Below are 19,184 nucleotides of genomic sequence, written 5' to 3'. Positions count from 1 at the left end.
AGATATAGAGCCGAACACATATGCCTTTTACACTTGGTCAACGCTGGATCAGCGATACAGAAAGCGAGCTGGGACTTGGAACCGTTGTTGCGATGGATGCGCGAACCGTCACCTTACTTTTCCCGTCCACGGGGGAAAACCGCCTGTATGCGCGCAGTGATTCTCCCGTGACCCGCGTCATGTTCAACCCTGGCGATACGATTACAAGCCATGAAGGCTGGCAGCTACATATCGATGAAGTAAAAGAAGAAAATGGCCTGCTTGTTTATGTCGGCACCCGCCTGGATACCGAAGAGACCAATGTGACGTTGCGCGAGGTTCTGCTCGACAGCAAGTTGGTTTTCAGTAAGCCCCAGGATCGTCTGTTCGCCGGTCAAATCGATCGAATGGATCGGTTCGCGCTGCGCTATCGCGCCCGTAAATTTCAGAGCGAGCAGTACCGGATGCCATACAGCGGCCTGCGCGGCCAGCGGACCAACCTGATCCCGCATCAGCTTAATATCGCTCATGATGTGGGTCGTCGCCACGCGCCGCGCGTACTGCTGGCGGATGAAGTGGGCTTAGGTAAAACCATTGAAGCCGGGATGATTCTGCATCAACAGTTATTATCCGGCGCGGCGGAACGCGTATTGATCATTGTTCCGGAAACCCTGCAACACCAGTGGCTGGTAGAAATGCTGCGCCGTTTCAACCTGCGCTTCGCGCTGTTCGATGACGAACGCTATACCGAAGCGCAGCACGACGCGTATAACCCGTTTGAAACCGAACAACTGGTGATCTGCTCGCTGGATTTCGCCCGCCGTAATAAGCAGCGTCTGGAACATTTGTGCGACGCCGAGTGGGATTTGCTGGTGGTCGACGAAGCGCATCATCTGGTGTGGAGCACCGATGCGCCGAGCCGTGAATATATGGCCATCGAACAATTAGCTGAACGCGTACCGGGCGTGCTGCTGCTGACCGCCACGCCAGAACAGCTGGGGATGGAAAGCCATTTCGCCCGTCTGCGCCTGCTCGATCCGAACCGTTTCCACGATTTCGAACAGTTTGTCGAAGAACAGAAAAACTACCGCCCTGTCGCTGATGCGGTGGCCATGCTGCTGGCGGGCAATAAACTCAGCAACGACGAACTGAACAGGCTGGGTGATCTGATCGGCGAACAGGATATTGAACCGCTGTTGCAGGCCGCTAATAGCGATCGCGACGACGCGCAGGCCGCCCGTGATGAGCTGGTGTCGATGCTGATGGATCGCCACGGCACCAGCCGCGTTCTGTTCCGCAACACCCGTAACGGCGTCAAGGGGTTCCCGAAACGTGAACTGCATACGGTAAAACTGCCGCTGCCGACCCAGTATCAGACCGCCATTAAGGTCTCCGGCATTATGGGCGCGCGTAAAAGCGCGGAAGATCGCGCCCGCGATATGCTCTATCCGGAACAAATTTATCAGGAGTTCGAAGGCGATACCGGCACCTGGTGGAACTTCGACCCACGCGTTGAGTGGCTGATGGGCTATCTGACCAGCCATCGTTCGCAAAAAGTGCTGGTGATCTGCGCCAAGGCAACCACCGCGTTACAGCTGGAACAGGTGCTGCGCGAACGCGAAGGCATCCGCGCCGCCGTGTTCCATGAGGGCATGTCGATTATCGAACGCGACCGCGCCGCCGCCTGGTTCGCCGAAGAAGATACCGGCGCGCAGGTGCTGTTATGTTCCGAAATCGGCTCCGAAGGACGTAACTTCCAGTTTGCCAGCAATCTGGTGATGTTCGACTTGCCGTTTAACCCGGATCTGCTGGAACAGCGTATTGGTCGTCTGGATCGTATCGGCCAGGCGCATGATATCCAGATCCACGTCCCGTACCTGGAAAAAACCGCCCAGTCGGTGCTGGTTCGCTGGTATCACGAAGGGCTGGACGCCTTTGAGCACACCTGCCCGACCGGTCGCGCGATTTATGATTCAGCCTACGCCAGTCTGATTAACTATCTGGCCGCGCCTGAAGAAACCGACGGGTTTGACGATCTGATCAAATCCTGCCGCGAGCAACATGAAGCGCTAAAAGCCCAGTTAGAACAGGGCCGCGACCGCCTGCTGGAGATCCACTCCAACGGTGGTGAAAAAGCCCAACAGCTTGCACAAAGCATTGAAGAACAGGACGACGACACCAACCTGATCGCGTTCGCCATGAACCTGTTCGATATCGTCGGCATTAACCAGGACGATCGCGGCGACAACCTGATCGTGCTGACGCTGTCCGACCACATGTTGGTGCCGGATTTCCCCGGCCTGCCGGAAGACGGCTGTACTATCACGTTTGAACGTGACGTAGCCCTGTCTCGCGAAGATGCGCAGTTTATTACCTGGGAACATCCGCTCATCCGTAACGGACTGGATCTGATCCTCTCCGGCGACACCGGCAGCAGCACCATTTCGCTGTTGAAAAATAAAGCGCTGCCCGTCGGCACGCTGCTGGTCGAACTGGTTTACGTCGTGGAAGCGCAGGCGCCGAAACAGCTACAACTGAACCGCTTCCTGCCGCCGACGCCGGTACGTATGCTGTTAGATAAAAACGGCAACAATCTGGCCGCCCAGGTCGAGTTTGAAACCTTCAACCGTCAGCTCAGCGCCGTGAATCGCCACACCGGCAGCAAACTGGTTAACGCCGTGCAACAGGACGTCCACGCCATTTTGCAACTGGGCGAGACGCAGATTGAAAAGTCCGCCAGAGCGCTGATTGATAACGCGCGTCGCGAGGCGGATGAAAAACTGTCCGGGGAACTGTCGCGTCTGGAAGCGCTGCGCGCCGTCAACCCGAACATTCGCGACGACGAACTTGCCGCTATCGACAGCAACCGTCAGCAGGTGCTGGAAAGCCTGAATCAGGCAGGCTGGCGTCTGGACGCGCTGCGTCTTATCGTCGTCACGCACCAATAACGGAGCCGTACATGGGGATGGAAAACTACAATCCGCCGCAGGAACCCTGGCTGGTTATCCTGTATCAGGATGAGCACATTATGGTGGTCAATAAGCCCAGCGGCCTGTTGTCCGTGCCGGGGCGTCTGGAAGCGCACAAAGACAGCATTATGACGCGTATCCAGCGCGACTACCCGCAGGCAGAATCGGTGCATCGTCTGGATATGGCCACCAGCGGCGTGATTGTAGTGGCGCTGACCAAAGCCGCGGAGCGGGAGCTAAAACGCCAGTTCCGCGAACGTGAGCCGAAAAAGCAGTATGTAGCGCGCGTATGGGGTCATCCCTCCCCGGCGGAAGGGCTGGTTGACTTACCGCTCATCTGCGACTGGCCGAACCGGCCAAAGCAGAAAGTGTGTTATGAAACCGGCAAACCGGCGCAAACGGAATATAACGTGGTGGAGTTTGCGGCGGATAATACCGCCCGCGTGGTGCTCAAGCCGATCACCGGGCGTTCGCATCAGCTTCGTGTGCATATGCTGGCGTTAGGCCACCCGATTTTAGGCGATCGGTTTTACGCCTCGCCGGAAGCGTTGTCGCTGGCGCCGCGTTTGCAGTTACACGCCGAAATGCTGACCATTACCCATCCCGCTTACGGCACCAGCATGACGTTTAAAGTCCCGGCAGATTTTTAAATTCAGAGCCAATTTATGCCGGGGCGCTTCGCTTGCCCGGCCTACATTCATTAACGTAGGCCGGATAAGGCGCTAGCCGCATCCGGCAATTCAATCACTTGAAGCCTTTCTGTTCTTTGATTAGCTCATACGCTTTCTGAATTTCCTGCGCTTTTTGCTTCGCCATTTCCATCATTTCCGGCGGTAAACCTTTCGCGACCAGTTTGTCCGGATGATGCTCGCTCATCAGTTTGCGATAAGCGCGTTTAATGGTGGTTGCATCATCGGTGGTTTTAACCCCCAGCACATTACAGGCATCTTCCAGCGTCGGGCCGCGCTGCGCCTGCTGCCAGCCGCCGCCGGACTGTTGATGATAACCGCCGCCAAACTGCGCGCCGCCCTGCATCATGCGCAGAAACTGATCGAACTGTACGCGGGAAATACCTAACTCTTCCGCAATCACGTACAGCACTTCCCGCTCATTAGGATGCAGAGAGCCATCGGCAAACGCCGCCTGGATCTGAATTTCCAGAAACATCCGGATCAGATCAAAACGCCCGAAGCAGACGCTACGAAACTGCCGCATCTTTTCACGTAATGGGTAATTATCCGCTTTTCCGACCCGAAAGGCGTTCTGCGCGGCAGTACGTGAATCGCCGTGTAAATTCATACGATCCATCAACTGACTGGCGATATGAATATCCGCTTCCGTCACCCGTCCTTTTGATTTGGTTAAGTGGCCCATCACCTCAAAGGTGGTGGCAAAAAACAGCGCCTGCCGTTCCCGCTGGTTGGCAAACCACGCCATTTTTCGGCTGCGGGCTTTGTCGAACATATGGCCCACCAGCAGACCCAGGACCACGCCCCAAAAGCCGCCGCCCATCATCAGGGCTACGGCGACGCCAATTATCTTTCCCCAGTACTGCATAGACTCCCCAAAACGTTACGCTATCGGTGAGGCTATCTCCCACAAAATAAGGTGCTTTTCTGCGAATGAAGGCTACGGTCAATTGTGGGACATCGCCTATAATTTGCATTATCATACCTGTCATTCAATGCCGTGCCTAACACCACAGACGCTAAACGGCAGGATTAACACTGGCGCAGCGAAGATGAGTAAGTTAGGCTGTGACCGTTTGTCACGCGCAACGCTACCGATGATGGAACAATAAATACAACGTATGAAAAAACGTATTCCCACTCTTCTGGCCACCATGATCGCCAGCGCCCTTTATAGTCATCAGGGGCTGGCAGCCGATCTCGCCTCACAGTGTATGTTGGGCGTGCCGAGCTACGATCGTCCTCTGGTAAAAGGCGATACCAACGATCTGCCGGTTACTATCAATGCCGATAACGCTAAAGGTAACTACCCGGACGATGCCGTTTTTACCGGCAACGTGGACATTATGCAGGGGAATAGCCGCCTGCAAGCGGATGAAGTGCAGCTTCATCAGAAGCAGGCGGAAGGTCAGCCGGAACCTGTACGCACCGTCGATGCGCTGGGTAATGTGCATTATGATGACAATCAGGTCATCCTTAAAGGGCCGAAGGGCTGGGCGAACCTGAACACCAAAGACACGAACGTCTGGGAAGGCGATTACCAGATGGTGGGCCGTCAGGGGCGCGGTAAAGCCGATCTCATGAAGCAGCGCGGCGAAAACCGCTATACCATTCTGGAAAACGGCAGCTTTACCTCCTGTCTGCCTGGCTCCGATACCTGGAGCGTGGTGGGGAGTGAAGTCATCCATGACCGCGAAGAACAGGTTGCGGAGATCTGGAACGCCCGGTTTAAAGTAGGTCCGGTTCCGATCTTTTATAGCCCCTATTTACAGCTACCCGTCGGTGACAAGCGTCGCTCAGGTTTCCTGATCCCGAACGCGAAATACACGACCAAGAACTATTTCGAGTTCTACTTACCGTATTACTGGAACATCGCGCCCAATATGGACGCCACCATCACCCCGCACTATATGCACCGCCGCGGCAATATTATGTGGGAGAACGAATTCCGTTATCTCACGCAGGCAGGCGAGGGAGTGATGGAATTAGATTATCTGCCTTCTGATAAAGTCTACGAGGACGATCACCCCAAAGAGGGCGATAAGCACCGCTGGTTATTCTACTGGCAGCACTCAGGCGTGATGGATCAGGTGTGGCGTTTTAACGTCGATTACACCAAAGTCAGCGACTCCAGCTACTTTAACGATTTCGACAGTAAGTACGGTTCCAGTACCGACGGCTACGCAACGCAGAAATTCAGCGTCGGCTACGCCGTACAAAACTTTGACGCTACGGTGTCGACCAAACAATTCCAGGTCTTTAACGATCAAAACACCAGCAGCTATTCAGCGGAGCCGCAGTTAGACGTTAACTACTACCATAACGATCTCGGCCCGTTTGATACCCGGATTTACGGCCAGGCGGTGCACTTTGTTAACACCAAAGACAATATGCCGGAAGCAACCCGCGTCCACCTGGAGCCAACCATCAATTTGCCGCTCTCCAACCGCTGGGGCAGCCTGAACACCGAAGCGAAGCTGATGGCGACGCACTATCAGCAAACGAATCTGGACAGCTATAACAGCGATCCAAACAATAAAAATAAGCTGGAAGATTCGGTTAACCGCGTCATGCCGCAGTTTAAAGTCGACGGTAAGCTCATCTTCGAACGCGATATGGCGATGCTGGCGCCGGGGTATACCCAGGCGCTGGAACCACGCGTGCAGTACCTGTATGTGCCGTACCGCGACCAGAGCGGCATCTATAACTACGATTCTTCTTTGCTGCAATCCGACTATAACGGCCTGTTCCGCGACCGCACTTATGGCGGTCTCGACCGTATTGCTTCCGCCAACCAGGTCACGACCGGCGTCACAACACGCATTTATGATGATGCCGCCGTTGAACGTTTTAACGTTTCTGTTGGTCAAATCTACTATTTCACGGAGTCTCGCACCGGCGATGACAACATTAAATGGGAGAATGACGACAAAACCGGTTCGCTGGTTTGGGCAGGCGACACTTACTGGCGTATTTCAGAACGCTGGGGGCTGCGTAGCGGAGTGCAGTACGATACCCGTCTGGATAGCGTCGCTACCAGCAGCAGCAGCCTCGAATACCGTCAGGATCAGGATCGTCTGGTACAGTTGAACTACCGCTATGCCAGCCCGGAATATATTCAGGCTACGTTGCCTTCGTATTATTCCACGGCAGAGCAGTATAAAAACGGCATCAACCAGGTGGGCGCGGTGGCAAGTTGGCCGATTGCCGATCGCTGGTCGATTGTCGGCGCGTACTACTTCGATACCAATTCGAGCAAACCTGCAGACCAGATGCTCGGCTTGCAGTACAACTCTTGCTGCTATGCGATCCGCGTCGGATACGAACGTAAGCTGAACGGTTGGGATAACGATAAACAACACGCGATTTATGATAACGCGATTGGCTTCAACATTGAGCTGCGCGGTTTGAGCTCTAACTACGGCCTCGGCACGCAAGAAATGTTGCGTTCGAACATTCTGCCGTACCAAAGCTCTATGTAATCTGATTGATTTACAACGTAATCCGCATTGCGGTTAATTGAAATGGAAAAAGTATGAAGAACTGGAAAACGCTGCTTCTCGGTATCGCCATGATCGCGAATACCAGTTTCGCTGCCCCCCAGGTAGTCGATAAAGTCGCAGCCGTCGTCAATAATGGCGTCGTGCTGGAAAGCGACGTTGATGGCTTAATGCAATCAGTCAAACTCAACGCGGGTCAGGCAGGTCAGCAGCTTCCGGACGACGCCACGCTGCGTCACCAGATCCTGGAACGTTTGATTATGGATCAAATTATCCTGCAGATGGGTCAGAAGATGGGGGTGAAGATCACGGATGAGCAGTTGGATCAGGCCATCGCCAACATCGCCAAACAAAACAATATGACGATGGATCAGATGCGCAGCCGTCTGGCTTACGATGGGCTGAACTATTCAACCTACCGTAACCAGATTCGTAAAGAGATGATTATCTCTGAAGTGCGCAACAACGAGGTTCGTCGCCGTATCACCGTTTTGCCGCAAGAAGTTGACGCGCTGGCAAAACAGATTGGCACCCAAAACGACGCCAGCACTGAGCTGAACCTGAGCCATATCCTGATTGCTCTGCCGGAAAACCCAACCTCCGAGCAGGTTAACGACGCACAGCGCCAGGCGGAAAGCATTGTTGAAGAAGCGCGTAACGGCGCAGATTTCGGCAAACTGGCGATTACCTACTCTGCCGACCAGCAGGCGTTAAAAGGCGGTCAGATGGGCTGGGGCCGTATCCAGGAGCTGCCGGGGATTTTCGCCCAGGCGCTGAGCACCGCGAAGAAAGGCGACATTGTCGGCCCGATTCGCTCCGGCGTCGGCTTCCACATTCTGAAAGTAAATGACCTGCGCGGTCAGAGCCAGAGTATCTCCGTGACCGAAGTTCACGCTCGTCACATTCTGCTTAAGCCGTCGCCGATCATGAACGATCAGCAGGCGCGCCTGAAGCTGGAAGAAATCGCGGCTGACATTAAGAGTGGTAAAACCACCTTTGCCGCTGCGGCGAAAGAGTACTCTCAGGACCCGGGCTCCGCTAACCAGGGCGGTGATTTGGGTTGGGCTACGCCAGATATTTTCGACCCGGCGTTCCGCGACGCGCTAACGAAGCTGCATAAAGGCCAAATAAGCGCGCCGGTACACTCCTCTTTCGGCTGGCATCTGATCGAATTGCTGGATACGCGTAAGGTAGACAAAACCGATGCGGCGCAGAAAGATCGCGCTTATCGTATGCTGATGAACCGTAAATTCTCAGAAGAAGCGGCGACCTGGATGCAAGAACAGCGCGCCAGCGCTTACGTTAAGATTTTGAGTAACTAATGAGCAGTGCGCAACGCGTTGTTATCACTCCCGGCGAACCCGCCGGGATTGGCCCCGATCTTGTTGTCCAACTGGCGCAACGCGCGTGGCCGATTGAACTGGTCGTCTGTGCGGACGGCGCGCTCCTGACGGAGCGGGCCGCCATGCTCGGCCTGCCCCTCTCGCTTCTCCCTTACTCGCCTGATGTCCCCGCTGCGCCGCAGCCCGCGGGAACGTTGACTCTATTGCCGGTCTCGCTGCGCGCGCCTGCCATCCCCGGTCAGTTGACGGTAGAAAATGGCCCCTATGTGGTCGAGACGCTGGCGCGAGCGTGTGATGGCTGTCTGAACGGTGAATTTGCCGCGCTGATCACAGGCCCCGTGCACAAAGGCGTTATTAACGACGCAGGCATTTCGTTTACCGGTCATACCGAGTTTTTCGAAGAGCGTTCGCAGGCGAAAAAAGTCGTGATGATGCTGGCAACCGAAGAACTTCGCGTGGCGCTGGCGACCACGCATCTGCCGCTACGGGCGATTGCAGACGCCATCACCCCTGCGCTTTTGCACGAAGTGATTGCTATTTTGCATCACGATTTGCGGACCAAATTTGGTATTGCCGAACCGCGCATTCTTGTCTGTGGCCTGAATCCGCACGCGGGCGAAGGCGGTCATATGGGCACGGAAGAGATAGACACCATCATTCCGGTGCTCGACGAGCTGCGGGCGCAGGGGATGAAACTCAACGGGCCGCTACCTGCTGATACGCTGTTTCAGCCCAAATATCTCGATAATGCCGACGCGGTGCTGGCAATGTACCACGATCAGGGCCTGCCCGTGCTAAAATACCAGGGATTTGGTCGGGGAGTGAATATTACGCTCGGCCTACCTTTTATTCGAACCTCCGTTGACCACGGCACCGCGCTTGAACTGGCAGGTCGTGGAAAAGCGGATGTCGGCAGTTTTATTACGGCGCTTAATCTCGCCATCAAAATGATTGTTAATACCCAATGAATAATCGAGTCCATCAGGGCCATTTAGCCCGTAAACGCTTCGGGCAAAACTTTCTCAACGATCGGTTTGTGATCGACAGTATTGTTTCTGCTATTAATCCGCAAAAAGGCCAGGCGATGGTTGAAATCGGCCCCGGTCTGGCGGCGCTGACGGAGCCGGTCGGCGAACGACTGGATAAGCTCACGGTCATTGAACTTGACCGCGATCTGGCGGCGCATTTGCAAACCCATCCGTTTTTAGGGCCGAAGCTGACTATTTATCAGCAGGACGCCATGACCATGAACTTTGGCGAACTGTCTGCGCAGTTGGGCCAACCGCTGCGTGTGTTCGGCAATCTGCCCTATAATATCTCCACCCCGCTGATGTTCCATCTCTTTAGCTATACTGATGCCATTGCCGACATGCACTTTATGTTGCAAAAAGAAGTGGTAAATCGTCTGGTTGCAGGGCCGAACAGCAAAGCGTATGGTCGTTTAAGCGTGATGGCGCAATATTACTGTCAGGTGATCCCGGTGCTTGAAGTGCCGCCATCCGCCTTCACGCCGCCGCCCAAAGTGGACTCCGCCGTGGTGCGTCTGGTTCCACACGCAACAATGCCTTACCCGGTTAAAGATATTCGCGTGTTGAGCCGTATTACCACCGAGGCCTTTAACCAGCGCCGTAAAACGATCCGTAATAGTCTCGGCAACCTTTTTAGCGTTGAGACGTTGACGGAAATGGGTATTGACCCGGCAATGCGCGCGGAAAATATCTCTGTCGCGCAGTACTGCCAGATGGCCAACTATCTGTCGGAAAACGCGCCTTTGAAGGAGAGTTAAACATGATCAATTCGCCCAGAGTGTGTATTCAGGTGCAAAGCGTCTACATTGAGGCGCAATCCTCACCTGACGATGAACGTTACGTTTTTGCCTATACCGTAACCATCCGCAATCTGGGCCGGGCGCCAGTGCAGCTATTGGGCCGCTACTGGCTGATTACCAATGGTCATGGCCGTGAAACCGAAGTCCAGGGCGAAGGTGTGGTTGGCGTCCAGCCGCGCATTGCGCCTGGCGAAGAGTACCAGTACACCAGCGGCGCGGTAATTGAAACGCCGCTGGGCACCATGCAGGGTCATTACGAAATGATCGATGAAAATGGCGACGCCTTTACCATCGACATCCCCGTGTTTCGACTCGCCGTCCCTACACTCATTCACTAAAATTATAACAATGGCAACTTATCTCATCGGCGACGTTCACGGTTGCTACGACGAACTGATCGCCTTATTACAGCAAGTGGAATTTACGCCAGATACAGACACTCTGTGGCTGACTGGCGATTTGGTCGCCCGCGGTCCCGGTTCGCTGGACGTGTTACGCTACGTCAAATCGCTTGGCAATAGCGTGCGTTTGGTGCTGGGGAATCACGATTTACACCTGTTGGCCGTATTCGCCGGGATTAGCCGCAACAAACCTAAAGACCGGCTGACCCCGCTTCTTGAAGCGCCGGACGCCGATGAGCTGTTGAATTGGTTACGCCGTCAGCCGCTGTTGCAGGTAGATGAAGAGAAAAAGCTGGTCATGGCGCATGCGGGTATTACCCCGCAGTGGGATTTGCAGACGGCAAAAGAGTGCGCCCGCGATGTTGAAGCGGTGCTGTCGAGTGACTCGTACCCGTTTTTCCTCGACGCGATGTATGGCGATATGCCGAATAACTGGTCGCCGGAGTTAAGCGGTCTGGCGCGGCTACGCTTTATTACTAATGCCTTTACCCGTATGCGTTACTGCTTTCCTAACGGTCAACTGGATATGTACAGCAAAGCGTCGCCGGAAAATGCCCCTGCGCCGCTGAAGCCGTGGTTCGCCATTCCGGGGCCGGTGAGCGAGGCTTACAGTATTGCGTTCGGGCACTGGGCGTCGCTGGAAGGGAAAGGGACGCCGGAAGGTATTTACGCGCTGGATACCGGCTGCTGCTGGGGCGGGGAGTTGACCTGTTTACGCTGGGAAGATAAACAGTATTTTGTGCAGCCGTCAAACCGCCAGATGGATATGGGCGAAGGCGAAGCGGTCAACGCCTGATAAGTTTATGCCTGATGGCACTACGCTTATCAGGCCTACATCTGGCTCAAGGATTGGTTTATGCCTGATGGCGCTACGCTTATCAGGCCTACATCCGGCTACATCTGGCTCAAGAGTAGGCCGGATAAGGCGTTTCGCCGCCATCCGGCACTACAGTGTTAACGACGTTCCAGAATCTCGAAACAATAGCTGTGAGAATTCTGCGCGTCGGCATCGTGAAACTCACTGAATACCGATTCCCAGTCATCCGGTTCATAATCCGGAAAATGGGTATCGCCTTCGACTTCCGCATCAATATGCGTCAGATAAAGCTTCTGCGCTTTTGGCAGGAACTGCTCGTACACGCGCCCGCCGCCAATGACCATAATTTCCGGCGCATCGCCGCAAGCGGCAATCGCCTCATCGACAGACTTCACCCACTGCACGCGATCGTCGGTGCCTGGCTGGCTGCTGATAACAATATTTTTACGTCCCGGTAAAGGGCGTCCGATGGACTCCCAGGTGTGACGTCCCATGACGACAGGTTTATTTAACGTGTTACGTTTAAACCAGGCGAGATCGGCAGGCAGGTTCCACGGCATGGCGTTTTCCATACCGATGACGCGATCCACCGCTAACGCCGCAATCAGACTGATCATTAATTATTTCCTGATACAAAAAAAATTGCCGCCACTATACGTAAAGCGCAATCTTTCGTCGACTGACGAAAAGAGGATGAGCACGAAAATTTTTCGTTCTGCTGGCGACGCCACTCATTTGATGTGGAGCGCCAGCATTACAGTAGTTCAAAAACAGCCAATTAGCAGTAAAGTTTGCAGAACATCACATTTTTTACTTTAGATTGACGGTTTGACCTCGGGTTCATCAGCGGCCTCCCCGGAATGTTTGCCCTCAGCCGTTCCCTGCCAGCCGTGGCGCTGAATCAACGACAGATGCTCCCGGTCCTCGGTAATAATTTCGCTCAACATCGCGCTGGTACGTTTATAGGCGGCGGCGCGAGATAACGGATCGTTTTCCCCTTTCGCCATCTCTTCCACCATCCGGGTATTAAAATGACGGAACAGATCCGCGCGCTCGCGGGCTTCATAACGCCCCAGCCCCAGCGCTTCCAGCGCCTGTCGCCCGCTTTTGAGCGCGCCTTCGAAGGTTTCACGTTCTGGCATCGCCACACCAGCCTGGCGCAGGCGAATGTAATGATCGACATCACGGGCGCGGGCGATAATCTGCAGATGCGGGAAATGCGACTTCACCAGTTCACTCAGTTGCAAATTGGTTTGCGGATCGTCAATGGCGTTAATCAATACCTCCGCCTTCGCCGCTCCGGCAGATTCCAGTAAATCCATACGCGTCGCATCGCCATAAAAAACCTTCATGCCGAATTTACGCAGCGTTTCGATATGATCGGGGTCGTGATCGAGCACCACCATCTTCACCCCGCTCGACAGCAGCAAACGCCCGGCTATCTGCCCAAATCGTCCAAACCCGGCCACAATAACCCGCGGCTGCTCTTCGTCGATTTCATCCGCCTCGCGCGCTTCCCCCGTCGCGGTCTTCTCCATGCGCGTCAGCAGCACCAGAAAAATCGGCGTTGCCGCCATCGACAGCGCGACCGCCAGCGTCAGCGCTTTTGCCCATTCCGGCTCAAGTACATCCGCCATTTGCGCCGCGCCAAAAACCACAAACGCAAACTCACTTCCCTGGCCTAATAAGACGGCAAACCAGCGACGCTGTTTTGCCGGTACGCCCAGCGGCCTCGCGACCAGCCACAGCATGACGATTTTGATTGCCAGAAAACCGGCCAACAACAGCAGAATGCGCAGCGGATTCTCCACCAGCGTGCCGAAATCAATCGACATGCCGACGCCAATAAAGAACAGCCCCAGCAGCAACCCCTTAAAGGGTTCAATATCGCTTTCCAGCGCATGACGATATTCCGAACTCGCCAGCAGAACGCCCGCCAGAAACGCGCCCATCGCCATTGACAGCCCAACCTCTTCCAGCAACAGGCCGAAACCAAACACCAGAAATAGCGCCACGGCGCTGAACACTTCCCGCAAACCAGAACGCGCGACAAAGCGCAGCGCCGGGCGCGTAACGTAGCGTCCCAGCAGCACCACCAGCGCCAACGCGCCTGCGACTTTCAACGCCGATAGCGCAAACGCGCCAAGCGTGGTGGATGCGCCGCTGGCGGCCAGCAGCGGGATCATCGCCACCAGCGGGATCGCCGCGATATCCTGGAACAAGAGCACTGCAAATGCGCTACGCCCTACCTGTGAAACGGTCAGGTTACGCTCATTCATTGCCTGCATGGCGATAGCCGTGGACGAAAGCGCCAGCGTCATGCCAATCAGTTCCGCCACCTGCCAACGCAGGCCAAGAAACATGCAGAACAGACCAATCAGTCCGCCGCAGACCACCATCTGTAACGCGCCGCCGCCAAATACCGAGGCGCGCAGCTTCCATAACCGTTGCGGGTCCAGCTCAAGCCCAATAACAAACAACATCAGCACGACGCCGATTTCCGCAAAATGCAGAATAGATTCGGCGTCCGTCACCAGCCGTAGCCCCCAGGGACCGATAATGCAACCCGCAATCAGATACCCCAGCACCGATCCTAAGCCCAAACGTACCGCAATCGGCACAATCAGCGCCGCCGAACCAAGATAGATCAGCGCCTGCAGTAGAGTATGGCTATCCATGATTCACCTCCTGCCATGCCAGTAAACGCTGTTTATACTGACGCGCCTGCGCCTGTAAGGTGTCGTCATCGCAAATGAACGTGCAGTGCATGGCAAACGGCGACAGCCATTTGAGGCCACAATAGAGCGCCGTCGCCTGTAGCGGCTGAGAAAGGACGTCAAATCCGGGATGGGAGCCGATAGCAAAGTGGTTTTCACCACCGCCGGTCGTTACCGCCCACAGCAGATGTTTACCATGCAATGCCGTACCGCCATGACCGTAAGCCCAGCCGTGGGTGAGGACTTTATCCATCCATAATTTGAGTAAAGGAGGGACGCTGTACCACTGCATCGGATGCTGCCAGACGATAAGACTCGCGCGCGACAGCGCCTCCTGCTCGGCGGCAACGTCAATATTGAAATCGGGATAGAGGTGATAAAGCGAACGTATTTCGACGTTTTCCAGCGTCCCTGCCTGTTCAAGCATCCGCTTATTCGCATGAGAATGATGCGGATACGGATGCGCATAAATAATGAGGATCATGATTATAGCCTGTGATGATCTGTTTTTTATTACAAAGTGTAGTGACAAATTCGCCAGGCTGATAGTGAATATTATTGAGCGGCTAATCAGAAAAAATTGAATTAACGCCAGCCAGGAGTTGACGCCATCCTGCCCCCAGAAGACGCTCTCGAAGGGCCGCAGGCGTTTGCGGAAAAGCGCGATCCGGTGTGGAAAGGTCGGTGATGATAGCAGTCTTAAATCGCTGACCAATCGGTTTAAGGCCTTCTTGTCGGGCGGCGCTGCGCTAAATTTGCCTGTAATGACTGTAATATCAATCCATTACATGATGACACAGGCCCAATAAGCGCAGCGCCAACAGCATCTGAACCTCCAGACACGCTGGATGCCAGATCGCCGACGCATAAATTAACCTAATGGGTCAGACACTTAGAGCCTGGCCCAGTAGGCGTAATTGTTGAAGCCAGTTTGGGGCCGACCAGCGCGCAGAGACCGGAGCGTACACGTAGTACGTGAGGATTTTGAGCACTGCCCGGACCCAAAATGGCGAATAAAATAGCCTAATGGGTCAGGCACTTAATCTTTCGCCATGCGGTTAAATTGCTCAATAGTAAGATCCCACGGCTCATGGGCCGCATCCGGCATAAAACTGCCGTCATCCACGCCAATTTCGTCCTTGATAATTTTATTCAGTTTTTCATTCATCGTAAGAATGAGATCCTGATATTTCTGTTTATCAGCAGCAAGGTTATGGTTCTCATCGGGATCATTTTTAAGATCGTAAAGTTCAAGATCGTTGTACTTAATAAGATCCTCCCAGGTTTCCGACGTATTATGCTCCCTTAGCGAGAAATAACGCGCAAACTTATAACGGCCATCGTTAATCATCCGCGTCCCTGAACGATGGCTAAAATCAGGATGCAAATGGGATATTTCCTGCTTGATTTGCGCCACCGTTTTTTGTTTATCTCTTTGTAGCGCGATAACGCGGTGGAGATAATGGGCATCGGTATACAAGATCATGCCATAGCAATATAAGCTGGCATTTCTCACCGCATTAACCGCAACGCCCTCCGGATTTTTTAGCAATCCGCTAAAATTAACGCCTTTGCGGTTGCCTAACGCCTGGTGCTGTTTTTCTTCCGGCAAACCGGTCAGCCCAACTAATGTCGGCGCGATATCAAGATGACAGGTCAACGCCTGACATTTCTTATTACCGGGGTACGCCGGGTGGGAAATAATCATCGGTACATGGATCTGTTCTTTATAAACGGAAGCGCCTTTACCGTGCATCTGATGGCTTCCGCCTAATTCGCCATGATCGGCAGTAAATACAACAATCGTTTTATCAGTTAACTTGAGGGCATCAAGTTCATTTAATATCCGGTCAAGGTGAGTATCACAATCGCGGATACAGTTGAAATAGTAGTCAAGCAGTTTACGCCAACGACGATCTTCATCAGGAAACTGCCCTTCCAGCGCAGCGCGCGCCGTCTGGTATTCAAGATGCGCCGGCGGTCTTCCCTGCTCATTGAATGATTGATGCCTGTTTGCCGGCAGCGGATAGTTCGGCCAGCTTGCCTGATAAAGCTCGTTTTCCGGCGGCTGCGTGGGCGCCAGGGTATTATCATCCTGCTCCAACTCGCCACGCCACTGTACCTTTTCTCCATCTTTATCGGTATCAATAAACATGACGTCATGAGGATTAACGAGGTTAACGGCCAGGAACCAGGGCTTGTGTTGGTCATTCAATGGCTGCCCCTTGCATCTTAACCAATTTATAGTCTGAGCCGTGGTGGTTGAATCATAAAAATAGCCGCCTTTACTATGGCCTATAATATCTCCGATGCCGTGATAGTCAGCAAAACCATATTTTTCCATAATTTTATGTAATTCTGGTTCAGGAATATCCCCGACATCAATATCCTCATCTTTTTCGTCAGGCAAAGGCTTCTCCAGTTTTTCTGTAAGATGCCACTTACCTTTATAGGCCGTATAGTATCCCAGTTCCCGCATCATATGACCTGTGGTTCCAAGAGCGGGGTCAAGGTCATAAGGCATCCAGGGTAATCCCAAATTATCAAACATCTTTGTCTGGGGCATATGTAAGCCGGTATACAATACGGAGCGGGAAGGCGTACAGACATTACTGGTATTCTGATGATTACAGAATGTCACCCCCGTTTTCATGAGCCGCTCTCTGCCGGGTACCGGGAAAGGAAACGTAGGAAAAAAACGCTCCTGGTCGGTCACGACTAACAGAATATTATATCCTTCTGGCAATTTTTCCGGGATTTCGCCAGTAAACGGTTTATCCCACGCCGGTTTCGCCTTGACGGCGCATTTTTCATCAGCCTTTACCGCGCCGGATAACATACCGCCTGCGGCAAGAATACCGGCACTGGTTAACAGTTTCCTACGCGTAAGATCCGTCTCTTCTGCGGACAGATTTTTTTTATTACTCATATTATTATACCTGTAGTCAGTAACTTTATCACATATTCATTTATTACTGTACGAGGAAGCGTGGATATGTATCAATGCCTTCCGGGTAAGAATATGTGTTATAAATTGATTTGTATTTCAAATTAGAAATATATTAATAAATAACCATAATTCACTGAAAAATCATTTAGATGAAAAGTTCATTTTTTTATTTTAGAGATACAACTGCAGACATTACTTCATAAAAAAATACATTATTAAACATACTCTATAGCTCTGTGTTCGCGCCTTTTCCCTTCAGCTACGGTGATTACCCTATGCCGCTACAATAAAATCCCCCCGAAAGAAACACTATCAGTAACAGGCCGCGTAACCATAGACATACAACCGGTAATATCACTCTGTGAAATTAAAACATAACTCAATTCTGTTATGTTGCTTATGAATAAAACTAGCGTATTGCCGTGTGATTCAATAAAAATTACGTCATTACAAGAAATAATATAAAAATTATTATTTACAGAGGGTTAAGTTTCTTTTTAACTGGCAGCGCATTATTTTACATTAACAACAACATAAATAGGTGACTATAACAAGATATAAGACGGTCACACCAAATAAGGCTATTTTCAGATAATCAACCGAGGTTATTACCCAAAATAATTCGAGTTGCTTAAAGGCGGCAAGGGAGTGAGTCCCCAGGAGCATAGATAATTATGTGACTGAGGTGAGCGACAAATCTGCCGGGAGCAGATTTGAACGTCGCGTGCGACGGCCCGTCAGGGCGAGGCCCATAGGTGGGCCGAGTAATCCGTAGCCAACCCATAAGCAACCTGAAGTATGAAGGGTATAAATAATTTCGTTACGGATTACTGATATTGCGCAAACCTTATCATCAATGCAACAGGAACAGAACCATGAAAAAACGCATTATTGCCGCCGCATTACTGGCAACGGTAGCTTCATTCAGCACGCTTGCGGCAGAGCAGGTCTCTAAGCAAGAAATCAGCCACTTCAAACTGGTTAAGGTCGGCACCATAAATGTGTCCCAGAGTGGCGGGCAGATTTCCTCACCCTCTGATCTACGCGAAAAACTGTCAGAATTAGCCGATGCGAAAGGCGGAAAATATTATCATATTATCGCTGCACGTGAGCATGGTCCGAATTTTGAAGCCGTTGCCGAAGTTTATAACGATGCGACGAAATAAAGCTCTGATTGCGCCATAACGAGGGCACAGGCATGAAATAATAAGAGAGCGCCAGCAAGGTGCCATGTTACGTCACAATCCACTCAGGGCCGTCTGGAAACAGATGCTGGCCCTCTTTTTTATCAACAGTTCATCCGGGGCAGGCAAGTCGGTAGAATGTATGCGCGCAGGCAGTAAGCCCTTCGTGAATAAGACGGTTTTGCGGGCTGTTTTAAGATGATGTTTAATGCGCTTTTACCTGCCTGAACCAGTAATTTTCCATTTTCGTTATCCATTTCCCCTTTTTATTTTTCGGTATTACGCCAGCCCAAAGTAATTGCAGCTGTCGGTTATAGGTTCCAATAGCGTGTCCACCATACGCCCCTTCAAATGCTATCACCATGGGTCCCTGCCCTTTTACCCCCTCTTGTCCTTCATGGCAATAAAGCGCGTTGCGGTGAGTCACGTCAAGTTCATACTGCACGTTCAGTTTCACACATTTTTCCCCGCAGCTTTCTACTGGCGGCGATATTGTCATGGTATAAGGCGGGTTATCTGCCGTGGTTTTCCATGTTCCGATCAGGTCTTTGCAGACGTTTATCTCCGTAGCCCCGGAGGCGGCAGAAAATAGCGCGAGCAAATAAAAAGGTATTGGTTTCATTACAGACTCCTGTTCCTTATACCTCATCATTTATACCTAATCATAAGGATAAATGCCCTGCGATATGTTTTTTTCCGGGAAATGTTGAGCCGCTGTTCAGAGAAATGTCGATGAGTGTAACCTCATGTAAGCGGACAGCGCGGTGGGGAAAGCGGGAACACGGGCGAATGGTCTAACGTATTTCG

General features: G+C 52.7%; 15 protein-coding genes and 1 pseudogene. 10 read left to right on the top strand and 6 right to left on the bottom strand.

What is annotated here, in order from left to right; translation table 11 throughout:
• The first annotated feature begins 20 nt into the window (after window positions 1-20).
• Together rapA and rluA are read left to right on the top strand one after the other, a co-directional pair.
• Window positions 21-2,927, top strand: a complete 2,907-nt coding sequence (rapA, locus tag ACFK9X_RS04895) for an RNA polymerase-associated protein RapA (protein WP_151115738.1) — start codon at window positions 21-23, stop codon at window positions 2,925-2,927.
• Between the two features lie 11 nt (window positions 2,928-2,938).
• Window positions 2,939-3,598, top strand: coding sequence for a bifunctional tRNA pseudouridine(32) synthase/23S rRNA pseudouridine(746) synthase RluA (rluA, locus tag ACFK9X_RS04890; protein WP_000525198.1), 660 nt, complete (start codon window positions 2,939-2,941; stop codon window positions 3,596-3,598).
• 94 nt (window positions 3,599-3,692) lie between these two features.
• Here the strand turns inward: rluA and djlA are convergent, their stop codons facing one another.
• Window positions 3,693-4,505 carry a co-chaperone DjlA gene (djlA, locus tag ACFK9X_RS04885; RefSeq protein ID WP_001200595.1) on the bottom strand — a complete coding sequence of 271 codons (813 nt, stop codon included), beginning with the start codon at window positions 4,503-4,505 and terminating at the stop codon, window positions 3,693-3,695.
• A gap of 253 nt (window positions 4,506-4,758) precedes the next feature.
• Between djlA and lptD the strand changes: the two genes are divergently transcribed.
• Genes lptD through apaH form a run of 6 tightly spaced genes read left to right on the top strand, consistent with a single transcriptional unit; the run spans window position 4,759 to window position 11,505 of the window.
• Entirely contained in the window at window positions 4,759-7,119 is a 2,361-nt protein-coding gene (gene lptD, locus ACFK9X_RS04880; RefSeq protein ID WP_151115737.1) for an LPS assembly protein LptD, read from the top strand.
• A 53-nt stretch (window positions 7,120-7,172) separates the two neighbouring features.
• Window positions 7,173-8,459: a peptidylprolyl isomerase SurA gene (gene surA / locus ACFK9X_RS04875; RefSeq protein ID WP_000800482.1), complete on the top strand. Its 1,287-nt coding sequence runs from the start codon at window positions 7,173-7,175 to the stop codon at window positions 8,457-8,459.
• Window positions 8,459-9,448: a 4-hydroxythreonine-4-phosphate dehydrogenase PdxA gene (gene pdxA / locus ACFK9X_RS04870; RefSeq protein ID WP_023244099.1), complete on the top strand. Its 990-nt coding sequence runs from the start codon at window positions 8,459-8,461 to the stop codon at window positions 9,446-9,448. The genes surA and pdxA overlap by 1 nt, the downstream gene beginning before the upstream one ends.
• Entirely contained in the window at window positions 9,445-10,266 is an 822-nt protein-coding gene (gene rsmA / locus ACFK9X_RS04865; RefSeq protein ID WP_151115735.1) for a 16S rRNA (adenine(1518)-N(6)/adenine(1519)-N(6))-dimethyltransferase RsmA, read from the top strand. The genes pdxA and rsmA overlap by 4 nt, the downstream gene beginning before the upstream one ends.
• A 2-nt stretch (window positions 10,267-10,268) precedes the next feature.
• Window positions 10,269-10,646: a Co2+/Mg2+ efflux protein ApaG gene (gene apaG, locus ACFK9X_RS04860; RefSeq protein ID WP_000610894.1), complete on the top strand. Its 378-nt coding sequence runs from the start codon at window positions 10,269-10,271 to the stop codon at window positions 10,644-10,646.
• Window positions 10,647-10,656: 10 nt separating this feature from the next.
• On the top strand, window positions 10,657-11,505 hold the full coding sequence (gene apaH / locus ACFK9X_RS04855; RefSeq protein WP_000257211.1) for a bis(5'-nucleosyl)-tetraphosphatase (symmetrical) ApaH: 849 nt from the start codon (window positions 10,657-10,659) through the stop codon (window positions 11,503-11,505).
• Between the two features lie 158 nt (window positions 11,506-11,663).
• On the opposite strand, the gene folA is transcribed toward apaH, so the two are convergent.
• The 3 genes from folA to kefF form a co-directional block, all read right to left on the bottom strand.
• A complete protein-coding gene (gene folA / locus ACFK9X_RS04850) occupies window positions 11,664-12,143 on the bottom strand; it encodes a type 3 dihydrofolate reductase (protein WP_000624379.1) in 480 nt (159 codons plus the stop codon).
• Between the two features lie 198 nt (window positions 12,144-12,341).
• A complete protein-coding gene (gene kefC / locus ACFK9X_RS04845) occupies window positions 12,342-14,204 on the bottom strand; it encodes a glutathione-regulated potassium-efflux system protein KefC (RefSeq protein ID WP_000377163.1) in 1,863 nt (620 codons plus the stop codon).
• Window positions 14,197-14,727, bottom strand: coding sequence for a glutathione-regulated potassium-efflux system oxidoreductase KefF (gene kefF / locus ACFK9X_RS04840; protein WP_000600709.1), 531 nt, complete (start codon window positions 14,725-14,727; stop codon window positions 14,197-14,199). Before kefF ends, kefC begins: the two co-directional genes overlap by 8 nt.
• A gap of 123 nt (window positions 14,728-14,850) precedes the next feature.
• Between kefF and ACFK9X_RS04835 the strand changes: the two are divergent.
• Window positions 14,851-14,931 (top strand): annotated as a pseudogene (locus tag ACFK9X_RS04835) (hypothetical protein); the annotation flags it as partial.
• 351 nt (window positions 14,932-15,282) lie between these two features.
• Here the strand turns inward: ACFK9X_RS04835 and ACFK9X_RS04830 are convergent.
• A complete protein-coding gene (locus tag ACFK9X_RS04830) occupies window positions 15,283-17,172 on the bottom strand; it encodes a sulfatase-like hydrolase/transferase (protein ID WP_151115731.1) in 1,890 nt (629 codons plus the stop codon).
• Between the two features lie 896 nt (window positions 17,173-18,068).
• On the opposite strand from ACFK9X_RS04830, the gene srfN reads away from it, so the two are divergent.
• Entirely contained in the window at window positions 18,069-18,359 is a 291-nt protein-coding gene (gene srfN / locus ACFK9X_RS04825) for a DUF1471 family virulence protein SrfN (protein WP_000745961.1), read from the top strand.
• Window positions 18,360-18,582: 223 nt separating this feature from the next.
• Here srfN and ACFK9X_RS04820 read toward each other — a convergent pair whose 3' ends face one another.
• Window positions 18,583-18,999, bottom strand: a complete 417-nt coding sequence (locus tag ACFK9X_RS04820; RefSeq protein ID WP_000802643.1) for a hypothetical protein — start codon at window positions 18,997-18,999, stop codon at window positions 18,583-18,585.
• Between the last annotated feature and the right edge of the window lie 185 nt (window positions 19,000-19,184).

Source organism: Salmonella sp. WC3, from assembly GCF_042932255.1.
Lineage (GTDB): Bacteria > Pseudomonadota > Gammaproteobacteria > Enterobacterales > Enterobacteriaceae > Salmonella > Salmonella enterica.
Note: the sequence above shows the minus strand (reverse complement) of the source record. Positions and strands in the feature narration are given on the sequence as shown.